Origin of the sequence: Streptomyces sp. NPDC007863, assembly GCF_040633895.1 — a bacterium.
GTDB lineage: Bacteria > Actinomycetota > Actinomycetes > Streptomycetales > Streptomycetaceae > Streptomyces.
In genome coordinates, this window is record NZ_JBEYEI010000018.1 from 140,611 (window position 1) to 162,870 (window position 22,260).

The window sequence follows — 22,260 nt, forward strand, 5'->3', positions numbered from 1 at the left end:
TCCAAGTCAAGAACAACGCCAAAGTGGAGGTGCGGGGCCCGGGGGCAGGACGCCTCGCGCCCCGCCCCTTCGCCGAGAAGGAAACAGGTAGCCCCTATGAGTGACCTGCTGGAGCGGCTGCGCGCCCGAGGCTGGCGGATGACGTCGCAGCGGCGTGTCGTCGCGGAGGTCCTCGACGGCGAGCACGTGCACCTCACCGCCGACGAGGTGCACGCACGCGCCGTGGAGCGACTTCCCGAGATCGCCCGGGCGACCGTCTACAACACGCTCGGCGAACTGGTCACCCTCGGCGAGGTGGTGGAGCTCTCCACCGACGGCCGCGCGAAGCGGTACGACCCCAACGCCCGCCACGCCCACCAGCACCTGGTGTGCGTGGAGTGCGGCACCATCCGGGACGTCCACCCCGACGGCGACCCGCTCGCCGTCCTCCCCGACTCCGAGCGCTACGGCTTCACCGTCTCCAAGGTCGACGTCACCTACCGGGGTCTCTGCCCGAACTGCTCGGCCTGATCCCCGGGCCCCGGGTCCGGGGCCCCGCACGCGGCGAGGACGGTCCGCGCGTGCCGGAGCAGCCGCTCGTCCCGCGCGACGCGGAAGCGCGTCCGGCCGCGCCGGCCGCCCTCGTTGTCGTGGCGGCGCGGCGCGGCCGCCTCGGCTCGCAGCAGTGGGAGGACGGGGGCCGCGGCCGGGCCGAGGCCCGCCCAGATCTCCGTCATGTCGGGGCGGTCGGCGCGGCTCCGGTCCCACGCGTGCCGGGTCGCAGCCAGCGTCTCCCCGGGGTCCCGGCCCACCCGCCACAGGGCCTCCGCCAGCGCGCCCGCGTGCCAGGCGTCGACCTCCTCCGGGCGCGCGGCGAGCCCGCGCAGCGCGGGCAGCAGGGGCGCCGCCGCCGTCCCCGCACGCGCGAGCGCGCGCAGGGCCTCGTACCGCTCGGCGCCCGCGCTCCCGGAGTTCCCGGCGTCGAGCCCCGCCGCCAGCATCGTCAGGGCCCGCTCGGCCTCCGCGTCGCCGCCCGCCGCCCACAGCGCCGCCGCGAGCCCGGGCCCGGCGGCCTCCCCGACGAGGGAGCGCAGGACCGGGAGCGCGGGCCGCGCCGCGGAGCCGAGACCGGCGAGGGTGCGCAGCGCCGCTCCCCGGGAGCGGAGCCGGGCCTTGCCCGCCAGGCCCAGATAGCCGACCGCGGCCGTGACGGCGGCCTCCGGCGCGGCCACGGTCGCCGCGCCCAGGAGCTGTGCGGCGAAGGAGCTCCGGCCCGCGCCGACCATCGCCGCCAGCCGGGCGGTCAGGGCGGGGGCGAGCAGGGCGGCCGTCGCCGGGGCCATGCGCGCCAGCCACTCCGGCAGCTCCTCGGGCACGTGTCCGTAGCGCAGCACCTCGGCCAGTCCGGGGACGGCCCGCCGGTCGCCCTGCGCCGCCAGCGCGCAGAGCGCCGCCCCGTAACTCGTCTCGTGCCAGCGCGCCTGCGGCGGCAGCCCTGGCCCCCGCGCCACGCGCTCGGCCAGCGCCCCGGCCGCCGGTGCCCCGATGACGGCGAGCCGGCACAGCTCCGAGGCCGCCTCGCGGGCGAGGACCGGGTCGGCGCCGAGGGCCAGCCCGCCCAGGAGCCGCACGGGCTCCTCGTGCGGCCCCCGCCAGCCGGTGAGCAGGGTCCCGGCCGCGTTCACCGCCTCGCGGCGCTGTCCCCGCTCAGGGCTGCCCAGCTGGTCGGCGACGAGCGCGAACCGCGCCTCCACCCGGTCGCCGAGGGCGAAGTGCAGCTCGCCCAGGAGGTCGGTGGCCCAGGGCGCCCGGGCGCCCGCCGTGTGCTCGGCGCGCAGCCGGCGCAGGTAGCCGGTCAGGGTGTCCGTGGTCCCCGTCGGGGCCGGTTCGGCCTCGGGCGGCCCCTCCAGGGCCGTCCGCAGCTCCGCCGCCGCCAGCCGGGCCGTGACGCCCGGTTCGGGGAGGCGGTCCGGGGCGCACCGCGCGAGGGCGGTGAGCGCGGCGAGGGGGAGGCCGCCGCCGGGCCGGTCGAGCAGCGGCAGCAGCGCGTCGGCCGCAGCCCCGGCGAGCCCGGAGTGGCGTACTCCCAGGTCGCCCAGGGCCGCGGCCAGCGCGCGCAGCACGGCCGGGTCCGCCTCCGCCTCCGCCGTGAGCCGTCCGGTCAGGGCGGCCCGCACGCCCTCCGGGTCGGGCAGCAGCTGTACGAGCGCCCCCGGCACGGCCCGCCGGACCCCGGGGTCCGGGTCGGCGAGGAGCGGCAGGAGGCTCCCGGCGCGGTCGCGGACGTCCGCCTCGGCCCGGGCGAGGAGCCGGCGCCACTCCTCGTACTCCTCCTCGTCGTCCGACCAGAAGTCCATCACCTCGGGGTCGCGTCCGTCGCCGTGGATGCTCCGCAGCAGCTCCACCACCTCGCCGCGTCCCCCGGGGCCGGGGGTGGTGGCGATCTCGAAGAGGAAGGGGAGACAGGCGACCGCGCTGTCGTGCACGTCCCCCTGGTGGTGGACCGTCCCGTGGAGGGCGTCCAGGGCCCGCTCCCGCTCGTCCGCGTCGGCGGACAGCAGCCCGCGCAGCATGTCCGGCACGTCGGAGGCGTCCCCGTAGGCGTGCTGGAGCCCGGTCCAGTCGATGTCGTCGATCCCCGTGAGCATGGTCCCGAGTCTGCCGCAGCCCACTGACAGGGCTGCTCCGGCGGGCTTCTGACGGGGGGTCCGGGAGCGGGGGAGGGGTGGGCTTGACGGTGGTGCGGGCAGGTTGTTGGATGAGCGGAAGGGGTTATTGGTCGGACGGCCAATAAAACCGTCCCGTCGTCCCGCCGTCCCGTCGTCCCGTCGTCCCGTCGTCGCGCAGGAAGCCCGCCCATGTCCCTCACCGCCGTCCCCCGCCCCGACCACCGGCTCCACGTCGCCGTCGACGCCGCCGACCCGCGCGAGCGCGGCCGCCGGCGGGGCGCCCGGCTCGCCGAGGGACTGCACACCGCCCTCGACGTCTACGACCGGCTGTTCGCCCTCGCGGAGATCCCCGGGACGACCGTCCGCGACGACGCCCGCCGGGCCCTGGACGCGATCGACGCCTTCCGGCCCGCCCTGCGCGAGCAGATCGAGGGGATCGCGGAGGGGGCCGGAGCCGAACCCTGGCGGGTCGCCGCGCTCAACGCCCGCACCGAGATCCTCGCCCGGAGCCGCGCCGTCCCGCCCGGCGAGTGCTCCACCGTCGTCCGCCGCGTCCCCGCACCCGGCGGCGGCACCACCCACCTCGGCGTCCAGACCTGGGACTGGCACGTCGAACTGGGCCACGCCTGGCACACCGTCGACTCCGCCGGCGGCGCCCACCGCTACGTCGGCCTCACCGAACACGGCATCCTCGCCAAGATCGGCGTCAACAGCGCGGGCCTCGCCCTCCACTTCAACATCCTCGGCCACCGGGACGACCGTGCCGGCGGCCTCCCGGTGCACGTGCTCGCCGCCCTCGTCCTGGAAGAGGCCGACGACGCCGCCCACGCCGTCGAGCCGATCCGCTCCGCGCCGCTCGCCTCCTCCGGCTCCTTCCTCCTCTTCGACCGGCGGCGGGCCGTCCTGCTCGACCTCAGCCCCGACGGCGTCTCCGAAGTGCCGCCGACGGCCGACGGCACCCTCCTGCGCACCAACCACTTCCTCACCCCGGGGCCCGCCCGCCGCGAGAAGACCTGGCTCTACCAGCCCGACTCCGGCGAGCGGTACGCCTTCCTCAGCGACCGCCTCGACCGCGCGCCCGCCACCGGCCACGACGACCTGCTGCGGCTCCTGGTCACCGGCCCCGGCGAGCCGCCCGTCAGCTGCGTGCCCGACCCGGAGGCCCCGCTCGGCCGCCGCTGGGCCAGCCTCGCCACCGTCCTCCTCGACCCGGCGGCCCGCACCGCGCGGATCCTCGACGGGACCCCGGCCGAGCACGCCGAGCGCCCCTGGTACACGCTGCGCGCCTGACCTCCCGCCCGCGTCCTGCGGACCGCCGCCGCGCGCCCGCCGCGCTCCGGCCGCACCCTGGAGGAGGCGTGCCCGCCCGCCCCGGCGCCGCCGCGGGCCACGGCGGCGCCGGAGAGGAAGCCGTCATGAAGGCCCTGCAGTACCGCACCGTGGGCGCCGCCCCCGAGGTCGTCACCGTCCCCGACCCGGAGCCCGCCCCCGGCCAGGTCCTCCTGAAGGTCACCGCCGCCGGCGTCTGCCACTCCGACATCGCCGTCATGAGCTGGCCCGCCGAGCAGCTGCCCTTCGCGCTGCCCCTCACCCTCGGCCACGAGGGCGTCGGCACCGTCGCCGCCCTCGGCGACGGCGTCTCCGGCTTCGCCGAGGGCGATTCCGTCGCCGTCTACGGCCCCTGGGGCTGCGGGAACTGCTTCATGTGCGCCCAGGGCAAGGAGAACTACTGCCTGCGCGCCGCCGAGCTCGGCATCCGCCCGCCCGGACTCGGCGCGCCCGGCGCCATCGCCGAGTACCTGCTCGTGGACAGCCCCCGCCACCTCGTCCCGCTGGGCGAACTCGACCCGGTGAAGACGGTGCCGCTCACCGACGCCGGCCTCACCCCCTACCACGCGATCAAGCGCTCCCTGCCGAAGCTCGTGCCCGGCTCCACCGCCGTCGTCATCGGCGCCGGCGGCCTCGGGCACGTCGCCGTCCAGCTGCTGCGCGCCCTGACCGCCGCCCGGGTCGTCGCCCTCGACGTCGCCGAGGAGAAACTCGCCCTCGCCCGGGCCGTCGGCGCCCACGAGACCGTCCTCTCCGACTCCTCCGCCGCCGGTACCGTCCGCGAGCTCACCGACGGGCGCGGCGCCGAGGTCGTCCTCGACTTCGTCGGCGCCCCGCCCACCACCGCCTCCGCCGGGGCCATGGCCGCGGTCGAGGGCGACGTCACCATCGTCGGCCTCGGCGGCGGCACCCTCCCGGTCGGCTTCGGCGCCCTCCCGTACGAGGTCTCCGTCTCCTCCCCCTACTGGGGCACCCGCGCCGAGCTCATCGAGGTCCTCGACCTGGCCCGCGCGGGCGCCGTCGACGTCCACGTCGAGACCTACGGCCTGGACGAGGCCCCCGAGGCGTACGAGCGCCTGCACGCCGGCCGGGTCGACGGCCGCGCGGTGATCCTGCCGAACGGCTGACCCCGCCCCACGCGCGCGTGCCCGGACGCCGCCGGGACGGCCCGGGGTGCCACGTAGGCTCGTGGCGTGCCACCCACCCGTCTGTACCGCGTCGCCGTCCTCGTCCTCGAAGGTGCCAAACCCCTCGACGTCGGGATCCCCGCCCAGGTGTTCACGACCCGCGCGAGCATGCCCTACGAGGTGCGCGTCTGCGGCGCCACCCCCGGTCTCGTCGCGGGCGGCGACGGGCTGTCGTACAACGTCGACCACGGGCTCGACGCCCTCGGCTGGGCCGACATCGTCTTCGTCCCCGGCTACCGCTTCCCCGACCGCGAGGACCCGCCGCGGGCCGTCGTCGAGGCGCTGATCGCCGCCCACGCGCGCGGGGCCCGGCTCGCCGCCATCTCCACCGGGGCCTTCGCGCTCGCCGCCACCGGCCTCCTCGACGGCCGGCGCGCCACCACGCACTGGCACTACGCGCGCGCCCTGGCCGAGAAGTGGCCCCTGGTCCAGGTCGACGAGAACGTCCTCTTCGTCGACGAGGGCAGCGTCCTCACCTCCGCGGGCGCCGCCTCCGGCATCGACCTCTGCCTCCACATCCTCCGCGGGGACCTCGGCGTCGGCGCCGCCAACCACGCCGCCCGCCGGCTCGTCGCCGCCCCCTACCGCAGCGGCGGCCAGGCCCAGTACGTGCCCCGCAGCGTCCCCGAACCCCACGGCGAACGCTTCGCCGCCACCCGCGAATGGGTCCTCCACCACCTCGACGAGCCCCTCACCCTCGACGTCCTCGCCCGGCACGCCGCCGTCTCGCCCCGCACCTTCTCCCGCCGCTTCGTCGAGGAGACCGGCTACACCCCCATGCAGTGGCTGCTGCGCGCCCGCGTCGACCGCGCCCGCGAACTGCTCGAACGCTCCGAACTCGGCGTCGAGCAGATCGCCGCCGAGACCGGCCTCGGCACCGGCGCCAACCTGCGGATGCACTTCCAGCGGATCCTCGGCACCACCCCGAGCGACTACCGGCGCACCTTCACACAGGGTGACTGAGCCCCTCACCTGGCCGTATCGCCAGGATCTTGGCGCGATCCTTGCGGACCATGGCGATCTCGCCCCTGCCACGCGGCGCCATGGCAGGCGAGGCTGGGTGACGAAGAAACGGAAGGGACACCGCATCATGACTCGCATCGCCATCAACGGTTTCGGTCGCATCGGCCGCAACGTGCTCCGCGCCCTGCTGGAGCGCGACACCGCGCTGGAGGTCGTCGCCGTCAACGACCTCACCGAGCCGAAGGCGCTCGCCCGTCTCCTCGCCTTCGACTCCACCTCCGGCCGCCTCGGCCGCCCGGTCTCCGTCGACGGCGACACCCTCGTGGTGGACGGCCACCGCATCAAGGTCCTCGCCGAGCGCGAGCCCGCCAACCTCCCCTGGGCGGAGCTGGGCGTCGACATCGTCCTGGAGGCCACCGGCCGCTTCACCAGCGCCAAGGACGCCCGCCTGCACCTCGACGCCGGCGCCAAGAAGGTCCTCGTCAGCGCCCCGTCCGACGGCGCCGACGTCACCCTCGCCTACGGCGTGAACAGCGACAAGTACGACGCCGAGCTGCACACGATCGTCTCCAACGCCTCCTGCACCACCAACGCGCTCGCGCCGCTGGCCGCCGTCCTCGACGAGCTGGCCGGCATCGAGCACGGCTTCATGACGACCGTGCACGCCTACACCCAGGAGCAGAACCTCCAGGACGGCCCGCACCGCGACGCCCGCCGCGCCCGCAACGCCGCCGTCAACATCGTGCCCACCAGCACCGGTGCCGCCAAGGCCATCGGCCTGGTCCTCCCGCAGCTGGACGGCAAGCTCGCCGGCGACTCGATCCGCGTGCCCGTGCCGGTCGGCTCCATCGTCGAGCTGAACACCACCGTCGCCCGCGAGGTCACCCGCGAGGAGATCCTCGACGCCTACCGCAAGGCCGCCGAGGGCAAGCTCGCCGGTGTCCTGGAGTACTCGGAGGACGAGCTGGTCTCCTCCGACATCACCGGCAACCCGCACTCCTCCATCTTCGACGCCGCCCTCACCCGGGTCGACGGCCGCCACGTCAAGGTCGTCGCCTGGTACGACAACGAGTGGGGCTTCTCCAACCGCGTCATCGACACCCTGCAGCTGCTCGCCGGCTGACCCCGCGTCACCACGCCACCCGACAGCGCCCCCTCGGCTCCGGCCGAGGGGGCGCTGTCAGTGCCGGATGGCACCATGTCGATCATGAGCCGAATCATTTCGTACACCACCGGCGACCGCGCCGAGGCCGTCGCCTACCTCGGAGCGGCGCAGCGCCTCACCGACGAACAGCGGCGCGTGCTCCCGATGATGCGCGAGCGGGCCGAGGCCAGCCAGCGCGACCTGGACCACCAGGACCTCGACTGGGACCTGACCGTTCCCGAGGCCCTGGAGCACCTCATCGAGGGCCGCGCCGACGCGCCGGGGACGTACGCGGGCAAGGCCTACGCCCGGGCCCTGCAGCACGTCATCGACTACTGCGGATCCGACCCCTCCGACCTCGGCGTGTACTCCAGGCCGAGCACCTTCTTCGGCCTCCTCGACGAGCAGTTGCGGCAGCACGGCGTCCCCGCCGACCTGCTGCCGCACGGCTACCTCTTCTCCGGCCCGCCGGACGAGATCCCCTTCCCCATCCCCTACGCGATCGACGGCCCCGACATCGGGATGCTGCCGCTGGAGAAGGCCAAGCCGGCCGTGGACGCCTACCGGGCGGTCCGCGACAAGATCGACCCCGACTTCCTGTACGACCTCGATCTCCTCACCGAGAAGCTGGAGTTCGAGCACGAGGAATGGGAGTCGACCAAGGCGCGGGGATACGACTGGTACACCCACGACACCATCTTCTTCTCCATCAACGGCTGACGGGCACGGGCCCGGGCAGTCCGAGCGTGGCGGCGAGCCGGGCGCGGTGCCAGTGCGGCGGGCCGAAGAGCCGCGACGAGCCGTGCGCCCGCTTGAAGTAGCGGTGGGCGTCGTGCTCCCAGGTGATGCCGATCCCGCCGTGCAGCTGGATCATCTCGCCCGCCACCTCGGAGAAGGCCTCCGAGCAGACCGACTTGGCGGTGGCGGCGAGCCGGGTCAGCTCCGGTCCCCGCGCGCCGCCCGCCGCCGCGAAGGCGGCGCCGAGCGCGGCGGAGCGGGCCGACTCGACGCGGACGTAGGCGTCCGCGAGCCGGTGCTTCACCGCCTGGAAGGAGCCGATCGGGCGCCCGAACTGCACCCGCTCCCCGGCATACGCCACCGTGAGCTCCAGGCACCGCGCGGCCGCGCCGACCTGCTCGGCGGCGAGCGCCGCGCACCCGAGGTCGAGGACGCGCCGCAGCACCCGGCCGCCGTCGCCGTCCGCGCCGACGAGCCCGCCCTCGGCGCCGCGGAGCACCACCCGCGCCTGCGCCCGGGTGGCGTCCATCGGGACGGTCGCCTCGCGGCCGACCCCCGGCCCCTCGCCGGGCACCGCGAAGAGCGACACCCCGGCGGGCGTGCGCGCCGCCACCAGCAGCGTGTCGGCGCGGGCCCCGTCGAGGACGTGCTCCTTCACGCCGGTGAGCAGCCATCCGCCGCCGGGCCCGGGGACGGCCTCGGCGCGTATCGCCTCCGGGTCCCAGGAGCCGGCCTCCGCCCAGGCGAGGGCCGCCGTCGTCGCGCCCGCCACCAGGCCGGGCAGCAGCGCGGCGCGCTCGGGGCCGGACTCCGAGGCGAGGAGCGCCTGCGTCGCGAGGACGGCCGATCCGAGGTACGGGACGGGGCTCAGCTCCCGGCCCAGCTCCTCCATCACCACGTGCGCCTCCACGGCCCCGCAGCCGGCGCCGCCGTACTCCTCCGGGACGGCGAGCCCCGCCACCCCGATCTGCTCGGCCAGCGGCGACCAGGCCTCCTCGCCCGGGTGACGGCGGAGCAACTGCCGCACGGCCGTGCGCAGTTCCTCCTGCTCCTCGGTGAACCTCATGCCTCTGCTCCCTTCTCGACGGGGGTTGCGGCGGGGGTCTGCGGGTCCTCCTCGGAGAGGTCCCGGCCGCGGGTCTCGGCGGTGCGCCGGATCGAGAGCGCGGTCACCAGGCCGCAGACGACGGCGAGGACCGCGAGGGGGGCGCTCGCGGGGCGGTCCGCGAGGAGCGCGCCGGCGAGGAGCGGGGTGAAGCCGCCGCCGACGAGCGCGGCCAGCTGGTAGCCCAGCGAGGCGCCGGTGTAGCGGACGCGGGTGCCGAACAGCTCCGGGAGCAGCGGCCCGAGCGGGGCGTACATCGCGGACTGCGCGATCTGCCCGAGGACCATGCCGAGGACGAGCAGCGCCGGCACCTCCGTGTCGACGAGGGCGTAGACCGGGAAGGCCAGCGCGACGACGCCCGCGGCGCCGCCGAGCACGACGGCGCGGCGGCCGACGCGGTCGGAGAGCGCGGAGAACAGCGGGATGGAGACGAGCCCGGCGAGCGAGGTGAAGACGAGCCCGGTCATCACCTGCGAGGTCGTGTACCCGATCCCGGTGGCGTACGTGAGCATGTACGTGCTGATCAGCGCGGTCAGCGCGAAGGGGCCGATGCCGACGCCGCAGGCCAGCAGCAGGGTGCGGGGCCTGCGCAGGACTCGCACCAGCGGCACCCCGGCCGGCTGCCCGGCGGGCGACTCCTCGACCGCCCGCCGGAACAGCGGGCTCTCGGTCACGGAGAGCCGGACGTACAGGCCGACGGCGAGGAGCACCGCGCTGAACAGGAACGGCAGCCGCCAGCCCCACTCCAGGAAGGCGGCGCGGGGGAGCAGCGACACCAGCGCGACGGCGACGGTGGAGAGCAGGAAGCCGAGCGGCGAGCCCATCTGCATCAGACCGCTCCACAGCCCGCGACGGCGGGGGTCGGCGTGCTCCACGACCATGAGGGTCGCGCCCGCCCACTCGCCGCCGATGGCCAGGCCCTGGACGACGCGGAAGAGGACCAGGAGGACCGGCGCGGCGACGCCGATCGTCTCGTACGTGGGCAGCACGCCGATGAGGAAGCTCGCGACGCCCATCAGCGCCATGGTCAGGACGAGCATCGACCTGCGGCCGAGGCGGTCGCCGAAGTGGCCGAAGACGGCGCCGCCGAGCGGCCGGGCCACATAGCCGGCGGCCAGCGTCCCGAAGGCGGCGACGGTGCCGGTGACCGGATCCCCGCCGGGGAAGAACAGCGGTCCGAAGGCGAGCGCCGCCATCGTGCCGTACAGCAGGAAGTCGTAGTACTCGATGACGGTGCCGAGGAGGCTCGACAGCGCCACCCGGCGCAGCAGCGCAGGGTCGGGGGACGGTGCGGGGGTCATGGGGCTCCGGGGTGCGGTGGGGAGGGGGAGGTGCCGGGGGTTCAGGGGGCGAGGACGCGGGCGCGGCAGGCGGCGGGGGTGCCCCAGGCGTCGCGGAGCGGGCGGGCCTTGCGGATCCACAGGGAGAGGTCGAGTTCCTCGGTGTAGCCGACGGCGCCGTGGAGCTGGAGGGCGGTGCGGGCCGCGGCGTGGGCGGCCTCGCCCGCGGTGACCTTGGCCGCGGCGATCTCGTGCGGCGCCGTGCCGCGTCCCGCGAGGGCGAGGGCGGCGGCGTACAGCAGCGGCTGGGCGAACTCCAGGGCGATCAGCGTGTCGGCCAGCCGGTGCTTCACCGCCTGGAACGAGCCGATCGGGACGCCGAACTGGGTGCGCTGCCGCACGTACGCGACCGTCCGGTCGAGCAGCGCCCGGCCGAGCCCCAGGGACTGGGCGGCCGTCGCCAGGGCGGCGACCTCGACGGCGTACGCGCGGGCGGCGGCCACCCGGGGGCCGCGGGCCAGGACGGTGCCCGCGGCGGCGGGCCGGGCCAGCCGGCGTACCGGATCGGCCGAGGGCTGGACGGGGCCGCCGGCGGCGGCGAGGCGGACGGTGTCGTCCGCGACGACGAGCACGGCGTCGGCCGTGTCGGCGTCCAGCGCGTAGGGGCCGGTGAGCTCGGGGACGTTCAGCGAGACGGTCGCCTTGCCGGCGGCGATCCGGGGCAGCCAGGCGGCGGCTTCCCGGCCGGCACCGCCGTCACCGTCCACACGGCCCTCGCTCTCGGCGAGCCGGCCGAGGAGGGCTGCCGCGGCGACCGTCTCGACCAGCGGGCCGGGGACGGCGTGCCGACCCAGCTCGGTGAAGGCGACGGCGAGTTCCACCGGCAGCGGCCCCAGTCCCTCGTGCGCCTCCGGCACCGCGAGCGCGAACACGCCCGCCTCGGCGAGCCGGGACCAGAGCGCGAGCCCGGGGGCGTGGTCGCCGGCGGCCCAGGCGCGCGCCGCCCGGGGGGTGTCGGACGCCGCCAGCATCGTGTCCAGGGTGCGGGCGAAGTCCCGCTGTTCGTCGTCGAGCAGGAACCGCATCACCGGCGTCCCTTCGGCAGGCCGAGCAGCCGCTCGGCGATGATGTCGCGCTGGATCTCGTTGGTCCCGGCGTAGATCGGCCCGGCGAGCGAGAAGGTGTGGCCCTCGGCCCAGCCGCCGTGCGCGGGTGCCTCCGCGGCCTCGTCGGAGAGTTCGCCGTACGGCCCGAGGAGGTCGAGGGCGGTCTCGTGGAGGGCGATGTCCAGCTCCGACCAGAAGACCTTGTTGAGGCTGGACTCGGCGCCGATCGAGCCGCCGGCGGCGAGCCGGGAGGCGTTGGCGTAGGTGAAGAGGCGGTAGGCGGAGGCGCCGATGAGGGCGTCGGCGACCCGGTCGCGGACGGCCGTGTCGGAGGGGTCGGCGGTCTCCCGCCAGAGCGCGGCGAGCCGCTCGGCGGCGGCGGTGAACCGGCCGGGGCTGCGCAGGGTGAGGCCGCGCTCGTTCCCGGCGGTGCTCATGGCGACCCGCCAGCCGTCGCCGGGGGCGCCGATCACGTCCTCGTCGGGGACGAAGACCTGGTCGAGGAAGAGTTCGGCGAAGGCCGGCTTGCCGTCGAGCCGGCCCACGGGACGTACGGTCACGCCCTCGGCGTCGAGCGGGAACATCAGGTACGTGAGCCCCCGGTGCGGCCGGTCCGCGTCCGGGTCGCTGCGGAAGAGGCCGAAGGCGCGGTCGGCGAAGGCGGCCCGCGAGGACCAGGTCTTCTGGCCGCCGAGCAGCCAGCCGCCGTCGGTGCGCACGGCCGTGGAGCGCAGGCTCGCCAGGTCGGAGCCGGACTCGGGCTCGGACCAGGCCTGCGCCCAGACGACCTCGCCGGAGGCCATCCGCGGCAGGATCCGGGCGCGCTGCTCGTCGGTGCCGTGCTCGAAGAGGGTGGGGGCGAGGAGGTTGACGCCGTTCTGGCCGACCCGGCCGGGGGCGCCGGCGGCGTAGTACTCCTCCTCGAAGACGAGCCAGCGCAGCACGGAGGAGCCCCGGCCGCCGTACTCCTCGGGCCAGGAGACCGCCGACCAGCGGCCGGCGGCCAGTTCGGCCTCCCAGGCGCGGTGGGCGGCGAAGCCCTCGGCGGTCTCCAGGGAGGGCAGCGGGGCGGCGGGCACGTGGGCGGCGAGCCAGGCGCGGGCCTCGGCCCGGAAGGCCTCGTCGGCCGGTGAGAAGTCGAGGTCCATCAGGCTCCCGCCGCCTTCATCGTGCGGATGTCCATGCCGCCGAGCGCGTCGCGGGCGGTCTCGGCGTTGTGCGCGTGCGCGAGGTGGTGCAGTCCGAAGACCGAGTCCATGCCGGTGTGCAGGCCCTGGAGGTCCTCGGCCTGGTTGACGGCGCGCTTGGTGAGCGCCAGGCCCATCCGGGGCATCTCGGCGATTCGGTCGGCCAACTCCAGGGTCCTGTCCATGAGTTCGGCGCGGGGGACGACGCGGTTGACCATGCCGACCTCGTGGGCGCGGCGGGCGCTCATCCGGTCGCCGGTGTAGAGGAACTCCTTGGCGATCCGGGGCGGCATCACCCAGGGGTGCGCGAAGTACTCGACGCCGGGGATGCCCATGCGGACCACCGGGTCGGCGAAGAAGGCGTCCTCGGAGGCGACGATGAGGTCGCAGATCCAGGCGAGCATCAGGCCGCCGGCGACGCAGGCGCCCTGCACGGACGCGACGACCGGCTTGGGCAGTTCGCGCCAGCGGCGGCACATGCCCAGGTAGACCTCGGACTCGCGGGCGAAGCGGCTCTCGGCGCCCTCCTTGTCGGAGTGGTCCCACCAGAGGCCGGCCTTCCGCTCGAACGGCAGGTGGGCGTCGCGTTCGGGGGTGCCGATGTCGTGGCCGGCGGAGAAGTGCTCGCCGGCACCGGCGAGGACGACGACCTTGACCTCGCCGTCCTCGGCCGCGCGGTAGAAGGCGCGGTCCAGGGCGTAGGTCATCGCGGAGTTCTGGGCGTTGCGGTACTCGGGCCGGTCCATGGTGACGACGGCGACGGGGCCGCGCCGTTCGTAGCGGACGGGCCCGGTGGACGTGGTGCGGGCAGTGGACATCCGCCCTCCTCCCCTAACAAGTGTTTGGTAGGTTAACGTACGGCCATGAGCAACGTCGAGGAGTTCCGCAGGGAGGCCCGCGGCTGGCTGCGGGCCCACCTCACCGGCGAGTTCGCGTCCCTGCGAGGCCGCGGCGGCCCCGGACGCGAACACGAGGCGCACACCGAACGCCTCGCCTGGGAACGGCACATGGCCGCCCACGGATGGACCTGTGTCGGCTGGCCGAAGGAGTACGGCGGCCGGGGCGCGAGCCTGGAGGAACAGGTCGCCTTCCACGAGGAGTACGCCCTCGCCGACGCCCCCGCCCGCGTCGGCCACATCGGCGAACAGCTCCTCGGACCCACCCTCATCGCCTTCGGCACCCCCGGGCAGCGCGCCCGCTTCCTGCCCCGGATCGTCGCCGTCGACGAACTGTGGTGCCAGGGCTACTCCGAGCCCGACGCCGGCTCCGACCTCGCGGGCGTCCGCACCCGCGCCGAACGCGACGGCGACACCTGGGTGGTCACCGGACAGAAGGTGTGGACCTCAGGCGCCCACGAGGCCGACTGGTGCTTCGTCGTCGCCCGCACCGAACCCGGCTCCACCCGCCACCACGGCCTCTCCTACCTGCTCGTCCCGCTGGACGCCCCCGGCGTCGAGATCCGGCCCATCGTCCAGCTCACCGGCACCTCCGAGTTCAACGAGGTGTTCTTCGACGCGGCCAGGACCGACGCCGCCCACATCGTCGGCGCGCCCGGGGACGGCTGGAAGGTCGCCATGGCCACCCTCGGCTTCGAACGCGGCGTCTCCACCCTCGGCCAGCAGGTCGGCTTCCGCCGCGAACTCGAAGCCGTCATCGACCTGGCCCGGCGCAACGGCGCCGCCGACGACCCGATCGTCCGCGACCGCATCGCCCGCGCCTGGACCGGCCTGGAGACCATCCGCTTCAACGCCCTGAGGATGCTCGGCGGCGTCGCCGCCGGAGCCCCCGGACCCGAGGCCTCGATCAACAAGATCTTCTGGGCCACCTGGCACCGCGAACTCGGCGAACTCGCCATGGACGTCAGCGGCGCCGACGGCATGCTCGCCGCCGGGGAACCGTACGACCTCACCGACTGGCAGCGGCTCTACCTCTTCTCCCGCGCCGACACCCTCTACGCCGGATCCAACGAGATCCAGCGCAACATCATCGCCGAGCGCGTCCTCGGCCTGCCCAAGGAGGCCCGCCCGTGACCGGCACCCCGCCCCCCTACGTCCCCGGCCACGGGCTGCTCGCCGGCCGCACCGCCGTCGTCACCGCCGCCGCGGGCGCCGGCATCGGCGGCGCCACCGCCCGCCGCCTCCTGGAGGAAGGCGCCCGCGTCCTCCTTTCCGACGCCCACGCCCGCCGCCTCAAGGAGTCCGAGACCGAGCTCGCCGCCGAGTTCGGCGCCGACCGGGTGGCCGCCCTCCCCTGTGACGTCACCGACGAGACGCAGGTCGCCGCCCTCTTCGACCGCGCCGAGGAGACCCACGGCCGCCTCGACATCGTCGTCAACAACGCCGGACTCGGCGGCACCGCCGACCTCGTCGACATGACCGACGAACAGTGGGACAAGGTCCTCGACGTCACCCTGGGCGGCACCTTCCGCTGCACCCGGGCCGCCCTGCGCCGCATGAAGGCCGCGGGCGCGGGAGGCGTCGTCGTCAACAACGCCTCCGTGATCGGCTGGCGCGCCCAGAAGGGCCAGTCCCACTACGCCGCCGCCAAGGCCGGAGTCATGGCCCTGACCCGCTGCGCCGCGCTCGAAGCCGCCGCGTACGGCGTCCGCGTCAACGCCGTCTCCCCGTCGCTCGCCATGCACCCCCACCTCGCCAAGGTCACCACCCCCGAACTCCTGGAGGAGCTCACCTCCCGGGAGGCCTTCGGCCGGTACGCCGAACCCTGGGAGGTCGCGAACGTGATCGTCTTCCTCGCCAGCGGCTACGCCTCCTACCTCACCGGCGAGGTCCTCTCGGTCAGCAGCCAGCACCCGTGAGACCGGCGCCCGAGCGGCGCCGCCAGCTCCTGGACGCGGCGGCCGAGGTCTTCGCCGCGCAGGGGTACGACGCCACCACCGTCCGCCGCATCGCGGACTCCGTAGGCCTGCTCGCCGGCAGCCTCTACTACCACTTCGACTCCAAGGAGTCGATGCTCGACGAGATCCTCTCCGGCTTCCTCGACGAGCTGTGGACCCGGTACGACGCCGTGCTCGCGGCCCGGCTCGGTCCCCGGGAGACCCTGGAGGCCCTCGTCACCGCGTCGTTCCGGGAGATCGACCGGCACCGCGCCGCCGTCGCCATCTACCAGAAGGAGTCCCGGCACCTCACGGACCAGCCGCGCTTCGGCTATCTCGCCGACGCCCAGCGGCGGTTCGAACGGGCCTGGCTCAGGACCCTGGAGGCCGGCGTGGCCTCCGGGGCCTTCCGCACCGACCTCGACGTCCGGCTCACCTACCGCTTCGTGCGCGACACCGTCTGGGTCGCCGCGTCCTGGTACCGGCCGGGCGGACAGCACAGCCCGGAGGAGATCGCCCGCCAGTACCTCTCGATGGTGCTGGAGGGGATCGCCCTCCGCGACCGACACCGGACACCCGAACCGTACGCATGAGGAGTCACCATGGCCGAGGCCTACATCGTCGAAGCGGTCCGCACCCCGGTCGGCAGGCGGAACGGCGGACTCTCCGCCGTCCACCCCGCCGACCTCGGCGCGCACGCCCTGAAGGCCCTGATGGAACGCTCGGGCGTCGACCCGGCGGCCGTGGAGGACGTCGTCCTCGGCTGCCTCGACACCGTCGGCCCCCAGGCCGGCGACATCGCCCGCACCTGCTGGCTCGCCGCCGGGCTCCCCGAGGAGGTGCCGGGCGTGACCGTGGACCGGCAGTGCGGCTCCTCCCAGCAGGCCCTGCACTTCGCCGCGCAGGGCGTCATGTCCGGCACCCAGGACCTCGTCGTCGCCGGCGGCACGCAGAACATGTCGATGATCCCCATCGCCTTCGCCAGCCGCCAGGCCGCCGAGCCCCTCGGCCTCACCGAGGGCCCCTACGCCGGCTCGGCCGGCTGGCGGGCCCGCTACGGCGACCAGCCCGTCAACCAGTTCCACGGCGCCGAACTCATCGCCGAGAAGTGGGGCATCACCCGGCGCGACATGGAGGAGTTCGCGCTCCGCTCCCACCAGCGCGCGATCCGCGCGATCGACGAGGGCCGCTTCACCCGCGAGATCGTCCCCTACGGCGAGGTGACCACCGACGAGGGGCCGCGCCGCGACACCTCCCTGGAGAAGATGGCCGGCCTGAAGCCGGTGGTGGAGGGCGGCCGGATCACCGCCGCCGTCTCCTCCCAGGTCTCCGACGGCGCCTCCGCGATGCTCCTCGCCAGCGAGCGCGCCGTCCGCGAGCACGGGCTCACCCCGCGCGCCCGGATCCACCACCTCTCGGTGCGCGGCGAGGACCCGATCCGGATGCTCTCCGCGCCGATCCCGGCGACCGCGTACGCCCTGAAGAAGGCCGGCATGACCCTCGACGACATCGACCTCGTCGAGATCAACGAGGCCTTCGCCCCCGTCGTCCTCGCCTGGCTCAAGGAGACCGGCGCCGACCCCGGGAAGGTCAACGTCAACGGCGGCGCCATCGCCCTCGGCCACCCCCTCGGCGCCACCGGCACCAAGCTCGCCGTCACCCTCCTCCACGAACTGGAGCGCACCGGAGGCCGCTACGGCCTCCAGACCATGTGCGAGGGCGGAGGCCAGGCCAACGTGACGATCATCGAGCGGCTGTAGGGGACTGCGGGGGAGTGGCGCGGGGGCCTCCCGGGGTCTGCGCGCCGTACGCCGCGATCTCGGCGTCGAGGTCCAGCGGGCGGGTGGGCGAGGTCATCGCGGCGAGCTCGGCGGCCACGGCGTGGTCGGGGACCAGCCAGCACACCTCGAACTCGATGCCGTCGGGGTCGCGGGCGTACAGGGCCTTCGTCGTGGCGTGGTCGCTCGCCCCGGTCAGCGCCCCGGCCCCGGTGAGGCGGGTGCGCATCGCCTTGAGTTCGGCGAGCGTGTCGACCTCCCAGGCCAGGTGGTAGAGGCCGACCCGGCCTCGGCCCGCGCCGGAGCCGGGTGCGGGGGACTGGAAGAGGCCGAGGTCGTGGTCGTTGGCGGAGCCCGCCGCCTGGAGGAACACGGCGCCGGGGAAGGCGCCGGGCAGCGGCCGGAAGCCGAGGACGTCGCGGTAGAAGGCGAGGCTGCGGTCCAGGTCGGAGACGAAGAGGACGGCGTGGTTCAGCCGCTGGATGGGCATGCGGGTGGTCCGTTCGTTCGGTGGGTCGTTCGGTGGGTCGTGGAGGCGTCGGTTCGGCGCGGGGGGCGGCAGCACGATACGTCCGCCGGGGTGGCCGTCACCCCGGCGGACGTCGTGCGCGCGGGCCGCTCAGCCGGCGCGGGGCAGGGCGCGGAGCGCGGCCGCCGCCTCGGCCATCACGCGGTCGACGAGCTCCGCGCACGACGGCAGGTCGTCGATGAGGCCGGCGACCTGGCCCGAGGCCATCACCCCGGCGTCGGTGCGGCCGTCCACCATCGACGCCTTCAGCATCATCGGGGTGTTGGCGGCGAGCAGGATCTGGCTCCAGGTCAGTTCCTTGCCGTGCTTCATGGCGATCCCGTCCCTGATCATCTGGGACCAGCTCATGCCGGACTCGCGGCGGAACGCCGCCGCGTGCCGCACGGCCCGCAGCAGCGAGGCGGCCCGCCCCGAGCGCTCCAGGGCGTCGACCAGTTCGCTGCGGAGCATCCGGTGCGGCAGCCCGTCGACCTTGGTGGTGACGGTGACGTCCCCGACCGCCGCCGCCAGATAGCGGGCCTTGACCGCGTCGGGCACGGTCGAGTCGGAGGTGAGGAGGAAGCGGGTGCCCATGGCGATCCCGGCCGCCCCGTAGGAGAGCGCGGCGACGAGACCCCGGCCGTCGTGGAAGCCGCCGGCGGCGATCACCGGGATGTCGACCGCGTCCACCACCTGGGGGAGGAGGACGGTGGTGGCGACGCTGCCGGTGTGGCCGCCGCCCTCCCCGCCCTGCACCACGACCGCGTCGGCGCCCCACGCGGCGACCTTCTCCGCGTGCCTGCGGGCGCCGATCGAGGGGATCACGACGACCCCGGCGTCCTTCAGCCGGGCGATCAGCTCGCGGGAGGGCGCGAGCGCGAAGGAGGCGACCCGCACCCCCTCGTCGATGATGATCCGGACCCGCTCGGCCGCGTCGCCCGCGTCCGCCCGCAGGTTCACGCCGAACGGCGCGTCCGTACGGGACTTGACCTCGCGCACGGCGGACCTGAGCTGCTCGACGCCCATGGTCGCCGAGGCCAGGACGCCCAGCGCGCCCGCGTTCGCGGCGGCCGAGACGAGGCGGGGCCCCGCGACCCACCCCATGCCCGTCTGCACGATCGGGTGCCGCACCCCGACGAGGGCGGTCAGGGGGGTGGCGATCGTGGCGTCGCTCATGCCCTGACCTCGCGGTCCCGCAGCCCCCGGGGGTCGATCTCCTCGCGGATCAGCCGCAGTTCCTCCGCCGTGGGCTCCCGGGTGTACGGCACCTCCCCGGGGACGACGAGCGCGAAGCCGGTCGCCTCCCGCACCTGTTCGACCGTGACGCCCGGGTGCAGCGAACGCAGCCGCATCGTGCGGTCCGGGGTCTCGAAGTCGAAGACGCCGAGGTCGGTGACGACGTCCGGGATCCGGTGGTGGCGGGTGGCGGAGGGGCCGGCCGCCGCGGCCCGGTCGTAGCCGACGCCGCACACCATGTCGACCCGCTCGACGAAGACCCGGGGCGAGTGCCGGGGCACCCAGTAACTCGTCGGGTTGTTCAGGGTGTTGACGGGGGCGCCGCGTACACCGAGGAGCTGGCGGGCCGGCCGCTCCCAGGCGCCGACGCAGCTGATGTTCTGGTTGCCGTGGCGGTCGAGCTGGCTGGCGCCCATCATCACGTGCCGCCGGCCGGTGGCGACGAGGGCCAGGTGCTGCCGGTACGGCAGCCAGCCCTCCACCACCCCGGGCGCCGCGCCGAGCGCCGGGACGTCGCCCATCAGCAGCGCCTCGCCGTCGGTGAGCAGCAGGTCGGGGGCGAAGGTGAGCCGGGCGAGCCGGGCGCCGATCGTCGGCACCGTCCCCATCGGGCTGGCGAGCACCTCGCCGGCGTTCCGCCAGGCCTCCGCGCAGGCGACCACGCAGTACTCGGCCCGGGTGGCCGCCGCCGTCGTGGCCCCGGTCGTGCCGATGCCGGTGCCGGTGTCGGTGCCGCTCATGCTTCCTCCTCGTGGAACGCCGCCACGGCGGCCTGGTACGCGTCCTCGTCGCCGGACAGGAACCGCGCGGTGAACTCCGGCCACTTCTCCGGGTCGCGGGCCGCCTCGACGTAGTGGCGCTGGAAGGCCTCGTCCCGGTCGTGGTCGGGGACGCAGGAGGTGAAGTGCGCGCCGCCGGGCGTCTCGACGACCCCGTCGACGAAGGCCCGCTTCAGCAGGAGCGTCTGCGGCCCCGCGTCCTTGAGCAGCTCGGAACTCTCCACGATCCGCTCGCAGGAGACGTACGCCGTGTCGGCGGCCTCGCAGAACAGGTCGTCGAAGTACGGGTCGGGGCCCAGGTACTGGCCGTTGCCGTGGACGTCGGCGCGGTTGAGGTGGACGAGCGCGGCGTCGAGGCGCAGCGCGGGCACGGCCACCAGCTCTTCGCGGTCGCCGTAGGGCGAAGTGACCGTCCGCAGCTGGGGGTTGACCGTCATCACGTCCGAGGCGAGCCCGGCGCGGATGGGCATGAACGGCAGCCGGTGCACGGCGGCCGTGAGCCCCCACATCATCATCGCCTCGTCCAGCTCGACCAGTTCGAAGGCGCCGCGCTGCCGGGCCGCGACGAAGTGCGGCTCCAGCGGGACGGAGTCCAGGGTGGCGAAGGCGGCGACGAGCTTGCGGATCCTCCCCGCCGCGGCGAGCAGCCCGACGTCCGGTCCGCCGTACGAGACCACGGTCAGGTCCGTGAGGTCCGAGCGCAGCAGCGCCCGTACCAGCGCCATCGGCTTGCGCCGGGAGCCCCAGCCGCCGATGCCGATCGTCATCCCGCTGCTCAGCCGCCCCACGACCTCGTCGGCGGTCATCGTCTTGTCCCTGCTCACGCCTGCTCCTCCTGCTTGTCCGTGCCGAAGGTGTCGCGGACCTCGTCGGCGACCCCGCTGAGGTTGGCCTCGAAGGTGAAGCCCTGCTCGAAGCGGTAGGAGCGCCGCACGTCCACCGGGTCGATGCCGTTGATCGCCGCCTTCGCGAGGCGCAGGAGCCGGCCGTCCTTCGCGGCGATCTCCCGGGCCAGCTCCAGGGCGGCCGTGTGCAGCCGCGCGCGCGGGACGACCCGCCAGACCGAGCCGTGCCGGTGCAGCTCCTCGGCGGTGACCGTGCGGGAGGTGTAGTACAGCGTCCGCATGAGGTGCTGGGGGACGAGCCGGGCGAGGTGGGTGGCGGCGCCGAGGGCGCCCCGGTCGAGCTCGGGCAGGCCGAAGACGGCGTCCTCGGAGGCGACGATCGCGTCGGCGTTGCCGACCAGGCCGATGCCGCCGCCGAGGCAGAAGCCGTGCACGGCCGCGACGACCGGGACGGCGCAGTCGTAGACGGCGGAGAAGGCCTCGGCGCAGCCGTGGTTGGCGCCGAGGATCGCCTCGGGGCCGGCCGCGCGCTGGAGCTCCTTGATGTCGACGCCGGCGTTGAAGCCCCGGCCGCCGGCGGTGAGCACCACGCAGCGCGTCTTCGGGTCGGCGCCCGCGGACCGGACGGCGGCGGCGAGGTCGTACCAGCCCTGGACGGGGAGGGCGTTGACCGGGGGGAAGTCGACGGTGACGACGGTGACGCCGTCGTCCGGTGCGGAGGTGGAGACACCCATGAGCAGATCAGCTACCTTTCCACCAAACGTTTGTTAGGTGGAAGATAGCAGCGGTTCGCCCGCTGCGGGAGGTGTCCCTTGGCAGTGACCATCGATCTGTCCGGCTCCGTCGCCGTCGTCACGGGCGGCACCCGGGGCGTCGGCGCCGGGATCACCCGAGCCCTGCTCGAAGCCGGGGCGGAGGTCGTGACCTGCGCCCGGCGGGCTCCCGGCACACCCGTCACGGCGGCGGGCCGCACCGCCCGCTTCCTCCCCGTCGACCTGCGCGACCCGGACGCCGTCACGGCCTTCTTCGAGCGGGTGCGCGACGACCACGGCCGCCTCGACACCCTCGTCAACAACGCGGGCGGCACGCCCTACCGCACCCTCGCCGACGGAGACCCGGCCCAGCACGCCAGGGTCGTCGAACTCAACCTCGTCGCCCCGCTGAACGCCTCGCTCGCCGCGTACCGGGTGATGAGCCGGCAGCCGGCCGGCGGCTCCGTCGTCATGGTCGGCAGCGTCAGCGGCACCCGCCCGTCGCCGGGCACCGCCGCGTACGGCGCAGCCAAGGCCGCGCTGGAGAACCTCGCCCGCTCCATGGCCGTGGAGTGGGCCCCGTTCGTCCGGGTCAACACCCTCGTCCTCGGCATGGTCCGCACCGAACTGTCCCACCTCCACTACGGCGACGAGGACGGCATCGCCGCCGTCGGCCGCACCGTGCCGCTCGGGCGGCTCGCCGCGCCCGCCGACATCGGCGACGCCTGCGTCTTCCTCGCCTCCGAACGGGCCGCGTACGTCAGCGGCGCGGCCCTCCACGTCCACGGCGGAGGGGAACGCCCCGCGTTCCTCGACGCCGCCACCGTCAACCACCCCTGAAA

Annotated in this window: 22 protein-coding genes; 11 read left to right on the plus strand and 11 right to left on the minus strand. The window is 75.0% G+C overall.

Features of this window, described 5'->3' with window-relative positions; genetic code table 11:
* The first annotated feature begins 96 nt into the window (after nt 1–96).
* Nucleotides 97–510 carry a Fur family transcriptional regulator gene (locus ABZ621_RS26855; RefSeq protein WP_360608833.1) on the plus strand — a complete coding sequence of 138 codons (414 nt, stop codon included), beginning with the start codon at nt 97–99 and terminating at the stop codon, nt 508–510.
* Here the strand turns inward: ABZ621_RS26855 and ABZ621_RS26860 are convergent.
* Nucleotides 477–2,627, minus strand: a complete 2,151-nt coding sequence (locus ABZ621_RS26860) for a hypothetical protein (RefSeq protein ID WP_360608835.1) — start codon at nt 2,625–2,627, stop codon at nt 477–479. The genes ABZ621_RS26855 and ABZ621_RS26860 overlap by 34 nt on opposite strands.
* A 210-nt stretch (nt 2,628–2,837) precedes the next feature.
* Between ABZ621_RS26860 and ABZ621_RS26865 the strand changes: the two genes are divergently transcribed.
* The 5 genes from ABZ621_RS26865 to ABZ621_RS26885 all read left to right on the plus strand — a co-directional run bounded on the left by ABZ621_RS26865 (nt 2,838) and on the right by ABZ621_RS26885 (nt 7,991).
* Nucleotides 2,838–3,938 carry a C45 family peptidase gene (locus ABZ621_RS26865; protein ID WP_360608837.1) on the plus strand — a complete coding sequence of 367 codons (1,101 nt, stop codon included), beginning with the start codon at nt 2,838–2,840 and terminating at the stop codon, nt 3,936–3,938.
* Nucleotides 3,939–4,063: 125 nt separating this feature from the next.
* Nucleotides 4,064–5,104 (plus strand): NAD(P)-dependent alcohol dehydrogenase, encoded by a 1,041-nt coding sequence (locus tag ABZ621_RS26870; protein ID WP_360608979.1) that lies wholly within the window; start codon nt 4,064–4,066, stop codon nt 5,102–5,104.
* A 66-nt stretch (nt 5,105–5,170) separates the two neighbouring features.
* Nucleotides 5,171–6,127 (plus strand): helix-turn-helix domain-containing protein, encoded by a 957-nt coding sequence (locus ABZ621_RS26875; protein WP_360608839.1) that lies wholly within the window; start codon nt 5,171–5,173, stop codon nt 6,125–6,127.
* Nucleotides 6,128–6,254: 127 nt separating this feature from the next.
* A complete protein-coding gene (gap, locus tag ABZ621_RS26880) occupies nt 6,255–7,250 on the plus strand; it encodes a type I glyceraldehyde-3-phosphate dehydrogenase (protein WP_360608841.1) in 996 nt (331 codons plus the stop codon).
* Nucleotides 7,251–7,334: 84 nt separating this feature from the next.
* Entirely contained in the window at nt 7,335–7,991 is a 657-nt protein-coding gene (locus tag ABZ621_RS26885) for a hypothetical protein (RefSeq protein ID WP_360608843.1), read from the plus strand.
* Here ABZ621_RS26885 and ABZ621_RS26890 read toward each other — a convergent pair.
* Genes ABZ621_RS26890 through ABZ621_RS26910 form a run of 5 tightly spaced genes read right to left on the minus strand, consistent with a single transcriptional unit; the run spans nt 7,981 to nt 13,505 of the window.
* Nucleotides 7,981–9,075, minus strand: a complete 1,095-nt coding sequence (locus tag ABZ621_RS26890) for an acyl-CoA dehydrogenase family protein (RefSeq protein WP_360608845.1) — start codon at nt 9,073–9,075, stop codon at nt 7,981–7,983. The two genes, ABZ621_RS26885 and ABZ621_RS26890, sit on opposite strands and share 11 nt — an antisense overlap.
* Nucleotides 9,072–10,415 (minus strand): MFS transporter, encoded by a 1,344-nt coding sequence (locus ABZ621_RS26895; protein WP_360608847.1) that lies wholly within the window; start codon nt 10,413–10,415, stop codon nt 9,072–9,074. Before ABZ621_RS26895 ends, ABZ621_RS26890 begins: the two co-directional genes overlap by 4 nt.
* A gap of 41 nt (nt 10,416–10,456) precedes the next feature.
* Nucleotides 10,457–11,479, minus strand: a complete 1,023-nt coding sequence (locus ABZ621_RS26900; protein ID WP_360608849.1) for an acyl-CoA dehydrogenase family protein — start codon at nt 11,477–11,479, stop codon at nt 10,457–10,459.
* On the minus strand, nt 11,479–12,648 hold the full coding sequence (locus ABZ621_RS26905; RefSeq protein WP_360608851.1) for an acyl-CoA dehydrogenase family protein: 1,170 nt from the start codon (nt 12,646–12,648) through the stop codon (nt 11,479–11,481). The genes ABZ621_RS26900 and ABZ621_RS26905 overlap by 1 nt, the downstream gene beginning before the upstream one ends.
* Entirely contained in the window at nt 12,648–13,505 is an 858-nt protein-coding gene (locus tag ABZ621_RS26910; RefSeq protein ID WP_360608853.1) for an enoyl-CoA hydratase, read from the minus strand. The genes ABZ621_RS26905 and ABZ621_RS26910 overlap by 1 nt, the downstream gene beginning before the upstream one ends.
* 45 nt (nt 13,506–13,550) lie before the next feature.
* Between ABZ621_RS26910 and ABZ621_RS26915 the strand changes: the two genes are divergently transcribed.
* From ABZ621_RS26915 to ABZ621_RS26930, 4 genes are read left to right on the plus strand one after another with little or no spacing between them, the layout of a single operon-like run.
* Nucleotides 13,551–14,717, plus strand: a complete 1,167-nt coding sequence (locus tag ABZ621_RS26915; protein ID WP_360608855.1) for an acyl-CoA dehydrogenase family protein — start codon at nt 13,551–13,553, stop codon at nt 14,715–14,717.
* Nucleotides 14,714–15,502, plus strand: a complete 789-nt coding sequence (locus ABZ621_RS26920) for an SDR family oxidoreductase (protein WP_360608857.1) — start codon at nt 14,714–14,716, stop codon at nt 15,500–15,502. Before ABZ621_RS26915 ends, ABZ621_RS26920 begins: the two co-directional genes overlap by 4 nt.
* Complete coding sequence (locus tag ABZ621_RS26925; RefSeq protein WP_360608859.1) at nt 15,499–16,113, plus strand: TetR/AcrR family transcriptional regulator; 615 nt, start codon at nt 15,499–15,501, stop codon at nt 16,111–16,113. The genes ABZ621_RS26920 and ABZ621_RS26925 overlap by 4 nt, the downstream gene beginning before the upstream one ends.
* Nucleotides 16,114–16,122: 9 nt before the next feature.
* A complete protein-coding gene (locus tag ABZ621_RS26930; protein ID WP_360608861.1) occupies nt 16,123–17,280 on the plus strand; it encodes an acetyl-CoA C-acetyltransferase in 1,158 nt (385 codons plus the stop codon).
* Here ABZ621_RS26930 and ABZ621_RS26935 read toward each other — a convergent pair.
* The 5 genes from ABZ621_RS26935 to ABZ621_RS26955 all read right to left on the minus strand — a co-directional run bounded on the left by ABZ621_RS26935 (nt 17,264) and on the right by ABZ621_RS26955 (nt 21,400).
* On the minus strand, nt 17,264–17,788 hold the full coding sequence (locus ABZ621_RS26935; RefSeq protein WP_360608863.1) for a VOC family protein: 525 nt from the start codon (nt 17,786–17,788) through the stop codon (nt 17,264–17,266). The two genes, ABZ621_RS26930 and ABZ621_RS26935, sit on opposite strands and share 17 nt — an antisense overlap.
* Nucleotides 17,789–17,917: 129 nt before the next feature.
* Nucleotides 17,918–18,982, minus strand: coding sequence for a nitronate monooxygenase (locus ABZ621_RS26940; RefSeq protein ID WP_360608865.1), 1,065 nt, complete (start codon nt 18,980–18,982; stop codon nt 17,918–17,920).
* Complete coding sequence (locus ABZ621_RS26945; RefSeq protein WP_360608868.1) at nt 18,979–19,782, minus strand: CoA-transferase; 804 nt, start codon at nt 19,780–19,782, stop codon at nt 18,979–18,981. Before ABZ621_RS26945 ends, ABZ621_RS26940 begins: the two co-directional genes overlap by 4 nt.
* Nucleotides 19,779–20,627 carry a CoA-transferase gene (locus ABZ621_RS26950; protein WP_360608981.1) on the minus strand — a complete coding sequence of 283 codons (849 nt, stop codon included), beginning with the start codon at nt 20,625–20,627 and terminating at the stop codon, nt 19,779–19,781. The genes ABZ621_RS26945 and ABZ621_RS26950 overlap by 4 nt, the downstream gene beginning before the upstream one ends.
* 14 nt (nt 20,628–20,641) lie before the next feature.
* Complete coding sequence (locus ABZ621_RS26955; RefSeq protein WP_360608870.1) at nt 20,642–21,400, minus strand: enoyl-CoA hydratase family protein; 759 nt, start codon at nt 21,398–21,400, stop codon at nt 20,642–20,644.
* A gap of 78 nt (nt 21,401–21,478) precedes the next feature.
* Between ABZ621_RS26955 and ABZ621_RS26960 the strand changes: the two genes are divergently transcribed.
* On the plus strand, nt 21,479–22,258 hold the full coding sequence (locus ABZ621_RS26960; protein ID WP_360608872.1) for an SDR family oxidoreductase: 780 nt from the start codon (nt 21,479–21,481) through the stop codon (nt 22,256–22,258).
* The last annotated feature ends 2 nt before the right edge of the window (nt 22,259–22,260 follow it).